At 72.6% G+C, this 12,825-nt stretch carries 11 protein-coding genes; 2 read left to right on the top strand and 9 right to left on the bottom strand.

Features of this window, described 5'->3' with window-relative positions:
- Positions 1-22 precede the first annotated feature (22 nt).
- The 6 genes from ACZ518_RS25165 to ACZ518_RS25140 all read right to left on the bottom strand — a co-directional run bounded on the left by ACZ518_RS25165 (position 23) and on the right by ACZ518_RS25140 (position 7,424).
- Positions 23-2,194, bottom strand: a complete 2,172-nt coding sequence (locus ACZ518_RS25165; protein WP_469115251.1) for a 3-hydroxyacyl-CoA dehydrogenase NAD-binding domain-containing protein — start codon at positions 2,192-2,194, stop codon at positions 23-25.
- 52 nt (positions 2,195-2,246) lie between these two features.
- Entirely contained in the window at positions 2,247-3,461 is a 1,215-nt protein-coding gene (locus tag ACZ518_RS25160; RefSeq protein ID WP_469115250.1) for an acetyl-CoA C-acetyltransferase, read from the bottom strand.
- A 76-nt stretch (positions 3,462-3,537) separates the two neighbouring features.
- Complete coding sequence (locus ACZ518_RS25155) at positions 3,538-4,680, bottom strand: acyl-CoA dehydrogenase family protein (RefSeq protein WP_469115249.1); 1,143 nt, start codon at positions 4,678-4,680, stop codon at positions 3,538-3,540.
- A gap of 9 nt (positions 4,681-4,689) precedes the next feature.
- Positions 4,690-5,715, bottom strand: a complete 1,026-nt coding sequence (locus tag ACZ518_RS25150) for an LLM class F420-dependent oxidoreductase (RefSeq protein ID WP_469115248.1) — start codon at positions 5,713-5,715, stop codon at positions 4,690-4,692.
- The gene (locus ACZ518_RS25145; protein WP_469115247.1) at positions 5,715-6,842 is read right to left on the bottom strand and encodes a CaiB/BaiF CoA transferase family protein; all 1,128 of its coding nucleotides are present in this window, start codon (positions 6,840-6,842) and stop codon (positions 5,715-5,717) included. Before ACZ518_RS25145 ends, ACZ518_RS25150 begins: the two co-directional genes overlap by 1 nt.
- A 153-nt stretch (positions 6,843-6,995) precedes the next feature.
- Complete coding sequence (locus ACZ518_RS25140) at positions 6,996-7,424, bottom strand: MmcQ/YjbR family DNA-binding protein (RefSeq protein WP_469115246.1); 429 nt, start codon at positions 7,422-7,424, stop codon at positions 6,996-6,998.
- A 95-nt stretch (positions 7,425-7,519) separates the two neighbouring features.
- Between ACZ518_RS25140 and ACZ518_RS25135 the strand changes: the two genes are divergently transcribed.
- Positions 7,520-8,734 carry a saccharopine dehydrogenase family protein gene (locus ACZ518_RS25135; protein WP_469115245.1) on the top strand — a complete coding sequence of 405 codons (1,215 nt, stop codon included), beginning with the start codon at positions 7,520-7,522 and terminating at the stop codon, positions 8,732-8,734.
- 62 nt (positions 8,735-8,796) lie between these two features.
- On the opposite strand, the gene ACZ518_RS25130 is transcribed toward ACZ518_RS25135, so the two are convergent.
- Positions 8,797-10,128, bottom strand: a complete 1,332-nt coding sequence (locus ACZ518_RS25130; RefSeq protein ID WP_469115244.1) for a DUF6923 family protein — start codon at positions 10,126-10,128, stop codon at positions 8,797-8,799.
- Positions 10,129-10,296: 168 nt separating this feature from the next.
- Positions 10,297-10,986, bottom strand: coding sequence for an endonuclease V (locus ACZ518_RS25125; RefSeq protein WP_469115243.1), 690 nt, complete (start codon positions 10,984-10,986; stop codon positions 10,297-10,299).
- A 25-nt stretch (positions 10,987-11,011) separates the two neighbouring features.
- Between ACZ518_RS25125 and ACZ518_RS25120 the strand changes: the two genes are divergently transcribed.
- Positions 11,012-11,311, top strand: coding sequence for a YciI family protein (locus ACZ518_RS25120; RefSeq protein ID WP_469115444.1), 300 nt, complete (start codon positions 11,012-11,014; stop codon positions 11,309-11,311).
- Positions 11,312-11,431: 120 nt separating this feature from the next.
- Here the strand turns inward: ACZ518_RS25120 and ACZ518_RS25115 are convergent, their stop codons facing one another.
- Positions 11,432-12,523: a WD40/YVTN/BNR-like repeat-containing protein gene (locus tag ACZ518_RS25115; protein ID WP_469115443.1), complete on the bottom strand. Its 1,092-nt coding sequence runs from the start codon at positions 12,521-12,523 to the stop codon at positions 11,432-11,434.
- Positions 12,524-12,825 lie beyond the last annotated feature (302 nt).

The following is a 12,825-nucleotide window of genomic DNA, read 5'->3' as shown; positions in this document are numbered from 1 at the left end:
CCGCCAAGAGACGAGAGACGACCTAGTCGGCGTACGTCTCGCCGCGCTCGGCCTTCGCCACCAGGGAGGCCGGCGGGGTGAACCGCTCGCCGTAGGTGGCGGCCAGTTCGCGGGCGCGGGTGACGAAGCCGGGCAGGCCGCCCTCGTAGCCGTTGATGTACTGGATGACGCCGCCGGTCCAGGCCGGGAAGCCGATGCCCATGATGGAGCCGATGTTGGCGTCGGCGATGGAGGTGAGGACGCCCTCGTCGAGGCAGCGGACGGTGTCCAGGGCCTCGGAGAAGAGCATCCGCTCCTTCATGTCCTCGAACGGGATCTCGGCGTCCGGCTTGGCGAAGTGTTCGCGCAGGCCGGGCCAGATGCGGCTGCGCCTGCCGCTCTCGTCGTACTCGTAGAAGCCGCCGCCTCCGCTGCGGCCGGGGCGGCCGAACTCGTCGACCATGCGGTCGATGACCCGGTCGGCGGGGTGTTCGGTCCACTCGCGGCCCTCGGCTTCGAAGGCCTTGCGGGTCTCATTGCGGATCTTGCGCGGGAGGGTGAGGGTCAGCTCGTCCATCAGCGAGAGCACCTTGGCCGGGTAGCCGGCCTGGGCGGCGGCCTGCTCGACGGAGGCGGGCTCGATGCCCTCGCCGACCATCGCCACGCCCTCGTTGATGAACTGGCCGATGACGCGCGAGGTGAAGAAGCCGCGCGAGTCGTTGACCACGATCGGGGTCTTGTTGATCTGGCGGACCAGGTCGAAGGCGCGGGCGACCGCCTCGTCGCCGGTGCCCCCGCCCTTGATGATCTCCACGAGCGGCATCTTGTCGACGGGCGAGAAGAAGTGCAGGCCGATGAAGTCGGCGGGGCGCGACACCCCTTCGGCGAGCCCGGTGATGGGGAGGGTGGAGGTGTTGGAGCAGAGCAGCGCGTCGGGGGCCACGACGTCCTGGATCTCCTGGAACACCTTGTGCTTGAGGGCGGTGTCCTCGAAGACGGCCTCGATGACGGCGTCGCAGCCGGCCAGGTCGGCGGCGTCGGCGGTCGGGGTGATCCGGGCGAGCAGCTCGGCCCGCTTGGCCTCGGTGGTGCGGCCCTTGGCGAGTGCCTTGTCGAGCAGCTTCTCGGAGTACGCCTTGCCCTTGGCTGCGGCCTCGGCGGTGACGTCCTTGAGGACGACCTCGATGCCGGCGCGGGCGCAGGAGTAGGCGATGCCGGCGCCCATCATCCCGGCGCCGAGGACGGCGACCTTGCGGACCTTGCGGGGTTCGGTGCCCTGGGGGCGGCTGCGGCCGGCGTTGACGGCCTGGAGGTCGAAGAAGAACGCCTGGATCATGTTCTTCGCGGTCTGGCCGGTGACCAGCTCGGTGAAGTACCGGGCCTCGATGGTCAGGGCGGTCTCGAAGTCCACCTGGGAGCCCTCGACGGCGCAGGCCAGGATGTTGCGCGGGGCCGGGTACGGGGCCCCGTTGAGCTGCTTCTTCAGGTTGGCGGGGAAGGCCGGCAGGTTCGCGGCGAAGCGCGGGTTGGACGGCGTACCGCCGGGGATCTTGTAGCCGGGGACGTCCCAGGGCTGCTTCGACTCGGGGTTGGCGTCGATGAAGGCGCGGGCCTTGGCCAGCATCTCCTCGGGGGTGGCGGCCAGTTCGTGGACCAGGCCGTTGGCCAGGGCGCGCTGGGGGTTGTACTGGGTGCCCTGGAGCAGGACCTTGAGCAGCGCGTCGGCGATGCCCATGAGGCGGACGGTGCGGGTGACGCCGCCGCCGGCCGGGAGCAGGCCGAGGGTGACCTCGGGCAGGCCGATCTTGGAGCCGGGGGCGTCGAGGGCGACGCGGTGGTGGGAGGCGAGGCAGATCTCGTAACCGCCGCCGAGGGCGGCGCCGTTGATGGCGGCGACGACGGGCTTGCCGAGGGTCTCGATGCGGCGCAGGGAGCGCTTGATCTCGGTGCCGGTCTCGAAGGCCAGCCGGGCGTCCTCGGGGCGCAGCCGGATCATGTCCTTGAGGTCGCCGCCGGCGAAGAAGGTCTTCTTGGCGGAGGTGTAGATGATGCCCCGGATGGAGTCCTTCTCGGCCTCGGCGCGGTCGGCGATCGCCGCGATGGAGTCCTTGAAGGCCTGGTTCATCGTGTTGGCGGACTGGTCCGGGTCGTCGAGGACCAGGGTGACGACGCCGGTCTCGTCCTGTTCCCAGCGGATCGTGGTGGACTCGCTCATGTTCGCTACTTCCGTGTCAGAGGTGGGATCAGGGATCAGGGATCAGGACGGGTCAGACGCGTTCGACGACGGTGGCGACGCCCATGCCGCCGCCGACGCAGAGGGTGACGAGGCCGTAGCGCTTGTCCTGGCGCTCCAGTTCGTCGACGACGGTGCCCAGCAGCATGGCGCCGGTCGCGCCGAGGGGGTGGCCGAGGGCGATGGAGCCGCCGTTGACGTTGACCTTGTCCAGGGAGACGCCCATGTCCTTGACGAAGCGCAGCACGACGCCGGCGAAGGCCTCGTTCATCTCGATCAGGTCGATGTCGTCGATGCTCAGGCCGGCCTTGGCGAGGGCCTTGCGGGTGGCCGGGGCGGGACCGGTGAGCATGATGGTGGGCTCGGAGCCGGAGACGGCGGCGGAGACGATCCGGGCGCGCGGGCGCAGGCCGTTGCGGTCTCCGGCCTCGCGGGTGCCGATGGCGACGAGCGAGGCGCCGTCGACGATGCCGGAGGAGTTGCCGGCGTGGTGGACGTGGTCGATCTTCTCGATCCAGTGGTACTTCTGCAGCGCGACGGCGTCGAAGCCGCCGAGGTCGCCGATGTCGGCGAAGGAGGGCTTCAGCTTGGCGAGGGTGTCGGCGGTGGTGCCGGGCCGGACGAACTCCTCGTGGTCCAGGACGACCAGGCCGTTGCGGTCGGTGACGGGGACCACGGACTTGGCGAAGCGGCCCTCCTTGATGGCGGTGGCGGCCCGCTCCTGGGAGAGGGCGGCGTACTCGTCCACGTCGCGCCGGGAGAACCCCTCGATGGTGGCGATCAGGTCGGCGCCGATGCCCTGCGGGACGAAGCCGGTGTCCCAGTTGGTCATGGGGTCGGCGAACCAGGCGCCGCCGTCGGAGGCCATCGGGACGCGGGACATGGACTCCACGCCGCCGGCGAGGACCAGGTCCTCCCAGCCGGAGCGGACCTTGGCGGCGGCCAGGTTGACGGCCTCCAGGCCGGAGGCGCAGAAGCGGTTCTCCTGTACGCCGGCCACCGTGTCCGGCAGGCCCGCGGCGATGGCCGCGATGCGGGCAATGTCGGAGCCCTGGTCGCCGACCGGGCCGACGACGCCGAGGACGATGTCGTCGATGGTCGCCGGGTCCAGGCCGGGGTTGCGCTCGCGCAGGGCGGTGATGAGGCCGACGACCAGGTCGATCGGCTTGGTGCCGTGCAGGGCGCCGTTGGCCTTGCCGCGGCCGCGCGGGGTGCGGATCGCGTCGTATACGTACGCTTCGGTGCTCACTGGTCAAGCCTTTCGAAGGTGTCCGAGGGGGAGGTCCGGCCGAGGTCCGGGGAGGTCCGGGGAGGTCCGGGCGAGGTCAGCCGAGGAGGGAGCGGCCGATGATCTCTTTCATGATCTCGGTCGTGCCGCCGTAGATGGTCTGGATGCGGCCGTCGGTGAAGGCCCGCGCCACCCGGTATTCGGTCATGTAGCCGTAGCCGCCGTGCAGCTGGAGGCAGCGGTCGGCGACCCGCTTCTGGAGTTCGGTGGCCCACCACTTGGCCATCGAGGCGTGGACGTGGTCCAGTTCCCCGTTGGCATGGTCGGTGATGCAGCGGTCGAGGAAGGTACGGGTGACCGCGCATTCGGTGGCCATCTCGGCGATCTCGAAGCGGATGTGCTGGAGCTTGGAGAGCGGCCGGCCGAAGGCCTCGCGCTCCTTGACGTACGTGGTGGTGATCTCCAGCAGGTGTTCGGCGGCGGCGATGGCGGCCATCGCGATGCCCATGCGCTCCTGCGCGAGGTTGGTCATCAGGTGGAGGAAGGCCCCGTTCAGCTCGCCGAGCAGGTTCTCCTTGGGGACGCGTACGTCGTTGAAGAACAGCTCGGCGGTGTCCTGGGACTTCTGGCCGATCTTGTCGAGGTTGCGGCCGCGTTCGAAGCCCTCCGCGCCGCGCTCGACGACCAGCAGGGACAGTCCGTGCGCCCCGCCCTCGGGGGTGGTCTTCGCGACGACGACCACCAGGTCGGCGAGGATGCCGTTGGAGATGAAGGTCTTGGAGCCGTTGAGCACCCAGTGGTCGCCCCGGTCCTCGGCGCTGGTGCGGATCCCCTGGAGGTCGGAGCCGGCTCCGGGCTCGGTCATCGCGATCGCGGTGATGGTCTCGCCGGAGCAGAAGCCGGGCAGCCAGCGGCGCTTCTGCTCCTCGGTGCCGAGGGAGGTCAGGTAGGGGCCGATGATGTCGTTGTGCAGGCCGATCGCGAGCCCCGGGGCTCCGGCGCGGGTGAACTCCTCGGCGAGCACCGCGGCGTAGCGGAAGTCGGGGTTCCCGCCGCCTCCGTACTCCTCGGGGACGGCCAGGCCCAGCAGGCCCTGCCGGCCGGCGGCCCGCCAGGCGTCCCGGCTGACGATGCCGTCCTTCTCCCACTGCTCGTAGTGCGGCAGCACCTCCTTGTGCAGGAAGGTGCGCACGGTCTCGCGGAACGCCTCGTGGTCGGCGTCGTAGATGCGGCGTTGCATCGGGGCCCCCTACAGCCAGCTCTTGACGGTTTCGATCAGCCGGGCCGGCTCCGGGCCGACCGGCGTGACGTTGAGCATGGTGACGCCGGCCTCCCGGAAGGCCTCGACGCGCTCGCGCACGTACCCCTCGGGGCCGCACAGGGTCATCAGCTCGCAGAACTCGTCCGGGACGGCCGCCGCCGCGTCGCGCTTGCGGCCGGCGAGGTACAGCTCCTGGATGCGGCGGGCCTGTTCCCCGTAGCCGTAGGCGACGGCGAGGTCGTTGTAGAAGTTCTTGCCGACGGCGCCCATCCCGCCGACGTAGAGGGCGATCTGGGGCCGGGCGAGGTCGCGGGCGGCGGCCGCGTCCTCGCCTATGGCGAGCAGGCCGCCCGCGACGGTCTGCAGCGGGCCCAGCTCCGGCGCGCGCTTGGCGGCACCCTCGGCGAGGGCGCTCCCCCACACGGCGTGGGCCTTCTCCGGGATGAACAGGGTGGGCAGCCAGCCGTCGGCGATCTCGGCGGTCAGCGCCACGTTCGCCGGGCCGAGGGAGGCCACGTACACGGGGATCCGGTCCCGGACCGGGCGGGTGAGGATCTTCAGGGGCTTGCCGTGCCGTCCGCCCTTGGCGGCGGGCAGCGGCATGTCGGTGATGCCGTGGTGGTCGATCGTCTCGCGGCGCCAGATGCGCCGGCACAGGTCGACGGTCTCGCGGGTGCGGCCGAGCGGTTTGTCGTACGGCTTCCCGTGCCAGCCCTCGATCACCTGCGGGCCTGAGGCGCCGAGGCCGAGCAGGGCGCGGCCGCCGGAGACGGCGTCCAGGCCGGCGGCGGTCTGGGCGATGAGGGCGGGGGTGCGGGAGTAGACGTTGACGATGGCCGAGCCGATCTTCATCCGCTCGGTGCGCGCCGCCAGATAGCCCATGATCGTCGGGGAGTCGAAGCCCCAGGCCTCGGCGACCCACACGGCGTCGAGTCCGGCCGACTCCAGCGCGGCCGCCTCGTCGGCGGCGCGGCGCGGGTCGCCGGCGTAGTCGAGGAGCATGGACAGTTCCATCAGGCCTCTTTCGGGAGCAGTGCCGGTACGCCCCAGTCGGCGGCCACGGACCCGGTGTCCGCGCCGGGCATGGCGGGGCCGGAGGCGACGCGGGTCGGGGTCGCGGAGAAGCGCGGGGCGGGGGCCGGCTGGACGGTCCCGCCGAACTCGGTGAAGGTGGCGCGGGCCGCGAGGTGGGGGTGGTGCGGGGCCTCGCGCAGCGAGAGCACGGGTGCCACGCAGGCGTCGGTGCCCTCGAAGACGGCCGTCCACTCCTCGCGCGTACGGGACTTGAAGCGCGCGGCGACGGCCTCGCGCAGCTCGCCCCAGCGGGCGACGTCCTTGCGGGCGGGGGCCCGGTCGGCGATGCCGAGGAGTTCCACGAAGGTGTCGTAGAACTGCTGCTCCAGCGCGCCGACGGCCATGTACTGGCCGTCGGAGGTCTCGTAGGTGCCGTAGAAGGGGCAGCCGCCGTCCAGGAGGTTGGCGCCGCGCCGGTCCTGCCAGCCGCCGGCCGCGACCATGCCGTGGATCATGGCGGTGAGGTGGGCGGTGCCGTCGACGATCGCGGCGTCCACGACCTGGCCGGCGCCCTCGGGGCCGCGGGCGTGCTGGAGGGCGGCGAGGATGCCGATGACGAGGTAGAGCGAGCCGCCCGCGTAGTCGCCGACCAGGTTGGCGGGGACGGCCGGGGGCTCACCGGGGTTGCCGATCATGCCGAGGGCGCCGGTGACGGCGATGTACGCGATGTCGTGCCCGGCGGTGTGGGCGAGCGGGCCCTCCTGGCCCCAGCCGGTCATCCGGCCGTAGACCAGCTTCGGGTTGCGGGCGAGGCAGTCGTCCGGGCCGACGCCGAGCCGCTCGGCGACCCCGGGGCGGAAGCCCTCGATCAGCACGTCGGCGCGCGCGACCAGGTCCAGCACCAGGGCGGGGCCCTGCGGGGACTTGAGGTCGACCAGGACGGAGCGCTTGTTGCGGTTGGTGACGTCGTGGGCCGGGTCGATCGCGAGCCCTCCGCCGCCCGGCCGGTCCACGCGGACGACGTCCGCGCCGAGGTCGGCGAGGAGCATGGCGGCGAACGGGCCGGGGCCGATGCCCGCCAGTTCGACGACGCGTACTCCCGCGAGCGGGCCTGCTGTCACTGCCATCGTGCCCCCGGCATCCTGGTGTACGGGTGGGTGGGTGTGCAGGTGTGTGACACAACCGATGTAACACCAGTGATGCTAGGAACGCGCCCCACTCAGCACAAGAGCAAGCGCTTAGCAGGTTTCCGCTTTGGCTCGTTCCCGTCAGGAGTCCCGTCAGGAGTCCTGCCCGCCCTCCCGTCTGCCGGCCCCTCGGGTGCCGCCCGCGGCCCGCGCGTCGAGGAGCGCCACGTGCCGTTTGAGCGCGACGGTCCGGTAGCTCTCCTCCACCCACTCGCACAGCACCTCCGCCGAAGGCGCCCCCTTCTCCCCCAGCGGCACCGAGACCCAGCCCGCCTTGCCGAGGCCGTAGCCGGTGGGCGCGGCGCCGGGGGCGGTCATCGCGTGCCCGTGCAGGTCCTCGTCCTTGAGCTTGACGGACAGGCCGGGCGGCTCGGGGCCGTCCGCGTTGCCCAGGAACACGAAGATCTTCTTGTTGACCTTCACCACCCCGTCCTCCGGCCCCCAGGGATGCTCCTCCACGGCCTCCGGCAGCCCCAGCGCGAACTCCCGCACCGCCTCCCACTTGCGCACCGCAGCCTTCATCGACGCCTCCACTCACCGCAGGCCACACCTGCTCGCACGGACAGTCGGTGCCAACGCTAACCTCAGCCACCGACACCAGCTGGGAGGAACGGTCCATGACCGAGCAGGTCCACAACGAGCCCGTCCGCGGCGGCCGTCCGGGGCGGGAGCTCGACCTCGTGCTCTTCGGAGCCACCGGGTTCGTCGGGGCGCTGACCGCCGAGTACCTCGCCGGGCACGCGCCCGTCGGCTGCCGGTGGGCGCTGGCCGGGCGCGACCTCGGCAAGCTGGAGCGGCTGCGCGAGCGGCTGGCCTCCCTGAACCCTGACTGTGCGCGGCTGCCGCTGCTGCGGGCCGACTCGGGGGATCCGCGGGCGATGCGCGAACTGGCCGCCCGCACCCGGGTGGTGGCCACCACGGTCGGGCCGTACGTCCGGTACGGGGCGGAGCTGGTCGCGGCCTGCGCCGAGGAGGGCACCGACTACGCGGACCTCACCGGGGAGCCGGAGTTCGTGGACCGGATGTACGTGGAGCACGACGCGCGGGCCCGGGAGACGGGGGCGCGGCTGGTGCACGCGTGCGGGTTCGACTCGATCCCGGCCGACCTCGGGGCGTACTTCACGGTGGGGCTGCTGCCCTCCGGGGTGCCGCTGCGGGTGGACGGGTTCCTGCGGGCCGGCGCGCTAGCCTCCGGCGGCACCGTCGCCTCCGCCCTGACCGCGCTGGGGCGGGGGCCGCAGACCATGGCGGCCGCGCGCACCCGCCGGCTGCACGAGCCCCGGCTGCCGGGGCGCCGGGTACGCGGGCCCTTGGGCGTTCCGCGCTTCAGCCCGGAGACCGGGACCTGGGCCTTGCCGCTGCCCGTACTGGACCCGCGGATCGTGACCCGGTCGGCGGCCGCGCTGGAGCGGTACGGGCCGGACTTCCGCTACCGCCACTACGCCTCGGTGCGGCACCTGCCCGTCGCGCTGGGCCTGACGGCGGCGGTGGGCGCGACGGCGGCGCTGGCGCAGGTCCCGCCGGCCCGGCGGTGGCTGATGGGCCTGTGGGAGCCGGGCAGCGGCCCGGACGCGGAGCGGCGCGCCCGCAGCTGGTTCACGGTCCGCTTCGTCGGCGAGGGCGGCGGCCGCCGCGTGTTCACCGAGGTCTCGGGCGGCGACCCGGGCTACGGGGAGACCGCGAAGATGCTGGCGGAGTCCGCGCTGTGCCTGGCCCACGACGCCCTCCCGGACCGTTCCGGCCAGCTGACCACGGCGGTGGCGATGGGTGACGCCCTGCTGGCCCGGCTCCAGAAGGCGGGCATCCGCTTCCGCGTGGCGGCCGAGCGGTAGCACGTACGACGGCGGGGCCCGGACTCTCGTCCGGCCCTGGCCCCGCCGCCTCCCGGCAGGCCCTAGCGCCGGCCCGGGTTCTCGTGCTCCTTCTGTTCCTCCTCGCCGTCCCCGTCGGCCGGCGTGATCTCCGTCGACGCGAAGCCCGTGTTGTTCTTCTTGTGCGGGTCCTCGTCGTCACCGAAGACCCTGGCGATGTTCGGCACGGCGGTCGGCTTGGTGACCTCGCCCGCGGTGCCGGTCACCGTGATCTTCACGAGGCCGCCCTCGCGCAGCGGGCCGCCGGTGCAGGAGAGGAGGCCGTTGGCGATCTCGCACCCCGCCGTGTCCGTCGCGGGGTCCAGCACCTTCGCCGGGAGGTCGTCGACCAGCGACCAGCCGGAGGAGGCGCCCTTGTGGTCGTTCCTCACCGTGATGTCGTAGGTGATCTCTTCGCCCGCCCTGACGGCCTCGGGGCCGCGCTTGTGCACCGACAGGTCGGCCGAGGAGTCGAAGAAGCAGGAGGTGGCGTCGACGTTCGTCAGTGACTGCTCCGGCGTCACCTGCTGCCGCGACAGCACGATGAACTTCGGGTTGGACCCGGTCGCGTTCTTCACGTGCACCCGGATGAGCTCTCCGGAGTTGCGCACGAACCCGAGGTCGCCGTTTCCGTAGACGAAGACGCCGCCGAAGTCCGAACCGCCCGGCAGGACACCGGGGAAGAAATCCACGGTCGCGTTGGCGATGTCGATCCGCGTGACGGCGCCCGCCTCGGTCGAGCCCCAGAGGAACCCGTCGCGGAAGGCGATGTCGAAGACGTCCAGTTCGTCGGGGGCCAGGTCCGGGACCCTGATCTCGCGGGTCACCTCGCTGCTCCTGACGTCGATCTGGTAGATCACGCCCGTGTTGTCGGCCAGGACGTAGTAGTTGCCCTCGTCGTCGAACGTGCCCGAGATGTAGAGGGCGGCCGGCAGGCCCTCGATCGCGTCGGCGACCAGGGTGTGATCACCCTTGCCGTCGAAGCGGACCAGCTGGTTGGTCCCGTTGCCGAAGGTGGTCCCGTAGATGAAGCGGTCCTGCGGGTTCACCCCGATGGCGTTGTAGAGGAAGTCCGTCGTCGGGCTGCCCAGCTCCTTCAACCTGGCCTTTCCGGGCTCCCGTTCGACGGTGTAGAGCTGGTTCGGGTCACCGGCCGAGAGGTAGATCTTTCCGTCGCACGCCACCGGAATCCCGTCCGGCTGCTTCGGATCGGAGACCGCCGCGGCGCCCGCGGAGCCCGCTGGGGCCGCGGCGGCGCCGACCGGAGCCGCCAGCGCGCCGGCCGCGAGCCCGGCGACGACGCCGATCGCGCTCAGCAGGGCCACCCCCCGCCGCTGCCGCTTCCTCTGGACCGCCCCGTTCGTACCTCTGCTCATGAATCTTCCCCTTCCGCCGCCAAGCGCAGCCGGGCTGCGCACCGTTGGTACCGCGCGTACCGGACAAAGACGAGCACAAGGGGCATTGGGTCGTACACGGCGGCTCGGGCTTCACCGCCCGAGTTCGCTCAAATGCACCAGGATCGCGAACACACGGGCGAGCGCCGGTCACTGGAGGGAGTCGACGGCCTCGCGGAGGGCGCGCCGGCACAGGGAGTCGGCGTGCCGGGTGGTCTCGGGGATACGGAAGCGGGGGCTCAGCGCGAGGGCGTGGGCGCAGGCGTTGTCCAGGGACACGCGGTGGCCGACGGACACGTAGACCGGCTTGATCCCGTGCTGGGTGCGCAGCGCCCGGCCGACGACGGCGCCGTCGGGCGCGAGCAGCGGGGAGGTCTCGCCGCGCGGGGCGCCCGGCTCCTCACAGGTGAAGGTGAAAGGGTTCTTCGCGACGCCCATGCTGGGCAGCCCGGTGACCACCCCGAGGTGGCAGGCCAGTCCGAAGCGGCGCGGGTGGGCGAGGCCGTAGCCGTCGCAGACGACGAGGTCGGGGGTGACGGGGAGGGCCTCCAGGGCGGCGAGCACGGTCGGCAGCTCGCGGAAGGCGAGCAGGCCGGGCACGTAGGGGAAGCTGACGGGTCCGGCGGCGGTGGACTCGGCCACGACCTCCAGGGTGGCGGCGTCGAGCACGACGGCGGCGGCCGCCACCAGGTCCCGCTCGTCGTCGTAGGCCACGTCCACTCCGGCGAGCAGCCCCTGGCCCGGCGGGGGGCCGACCTCGTCGAGCACGACGAGATCGCGCAGTTCGTCCTGTATCGCCCGGGCCTCGGCCTCGTTGGCGGGGGTCTTCACAGTCGTCATGATGGGCGAGAGTAGCCTGGCGATCATGTTCGTCATGGAGCTCAGCTACACCGCGCCCGTCGAAGCCGTCGAAGAGAAGCTGGACGCGCACATCGCCTGGCTGGACGGCTACTACGCGTCCGGCGTCTTCCTCGCCTCGGGCCGCAAGGTCCCGCGCGACGGCGGGATCATCCTGGCCCGCGGGGTCTCCCGTGCCGAGATCGAGAAGATAGCCGCGGAGGACCCCTTCACGCTGGCGGGCGTCTGCGCCTACCGCATCACGGAGTTCATCGCCACCAAGACCTCGGACGACCTGGCCGCGGTCCGCGAGACCCTCCCGTCCTAGGCCGGCGGATCAGGGCCGGGGCCGCGGTGTCCGCAGAGTCCCTCCTGCCCTGGCGGGCGCCGCCGCCACGCGGGGCGGGGAACAGCCCGCGCGGCGGCACGCCCGGCACCGGCACCGGCCTCAGCGCCGCTCCAGCCGGGCCACCCGTCCCTTCTCCCCGGCCGCCCAGCAGCCCCCGTCGCCCGCGCAGTCGACGGTGTCGAAGGACCCCGTCTCCAGCGGCCGCCAGGTGCGCCCCGCGTCCGTGGTGAAGTCCGTTCCGGTCGGGCCGACCGCCAGGGCGGTGGAGTGCCCGTACGGGTACCAGGCCGCGCCCGAGCGGTAGGCGGGCGGCGGGGTCGCCGCCTGGCTCCAGCTCCGGCCCGCGTCGGCGGAGCGGGCCGCCGCCCGCGGCGAGGCCTGGCCGGTGCGGTAGTCGCCGCCGACGGCGAGGCCCGTCGTACGGTCGCGGAAGGCCAGGGCGAACACCCCGCGCGCCGGGTCCCCGCCGGGGACGGTGGAGTCGGCGACCCGCCAGGTCAGGCCCCGGTCGGCGGAGTGCAGCACCCGCGCGGCCGGGCCCCCGCCGGTGGCCAGCCACACGTCCCGCGGCCCGGAGGCCGTCAGGCACTGGCCGCTCGCCGCGAATCCGGCCTCGCCGGGCAGCGCCCGCGGCATCCCGGCGTCCGGGAGCACCCGCCAGCTGCGCCCGCCGTCGTCGGTGGCCAGCAGGCGGAACTTCCCGTCGACGGGGTCGCTCACGGCCAGCCCGTGCCGGGAGTCGAAGAAGGTCAGGCAGTCGTAGAAGGCGCGCGGATCGGTGTTGCGGAAGGCCTCGGTCCAGGTCGCGCCGCCGTCCTCGGTGCGCAGCACCCGGGAGGCCTCGCCCTCGCCGATGGACAGGGCGACCGCCCGCCTCCCGTCGAAGGCCTCGATGTCACGCAGTTCCAGCCCCTCGGCCACCGCGCCGGGCGGCGAGACGTCCCGCCAGCTGCGCCCGCCGTCCGCGGTGCGCAGCACCCTCCCCTTGGAGCCCGCCAGCCAGGCCGTACCGCGGCTGACCGCGGCCAGGCCGCGGAAGCGGACGCCGTCGACGCCCTCCTGCCCGGTCTCCTTGACCGCCCAGCCGACGCCCCGCGAGCCCGGCGCGGACGCAGCCGGGGACGGGTCCGCGCCGCTGTCCGCCCACGCCGGCGCCACGGCCGTGGCGGCCAGCAGGGCCGCCGCGCACATGCCAACTCCCAGAAGTCTCATGGCGCGGGAAGCTAACGCACCCCACAGGCCCCGTCCAGGGTGCCTCCACCCGCCCCTGAGGCCCCTCCGGTATCCGATTACGCCTGCGGAGCGATCGAATACCGGACGTATTGGGATGACCTCGCGGGGCACGCCGCCCCTCCGGCACCCTTTGACCGCACGTCACCACTGCTCACTCTGTGCGATCACACGGGTGAGATCGCGCCAATCGGTGACACAGCTCACGTCATCCGCCATGCACGGATTTGCCGATTCCGGCGTCTATCCGGTTGCCGGGCTCC

Source organism: Streptomyces sp. NPDC033966 (assembly GCF_055575955.1).
This window is presented reverse-complemented; position numbering and strand designations above follow the sequence as displayed.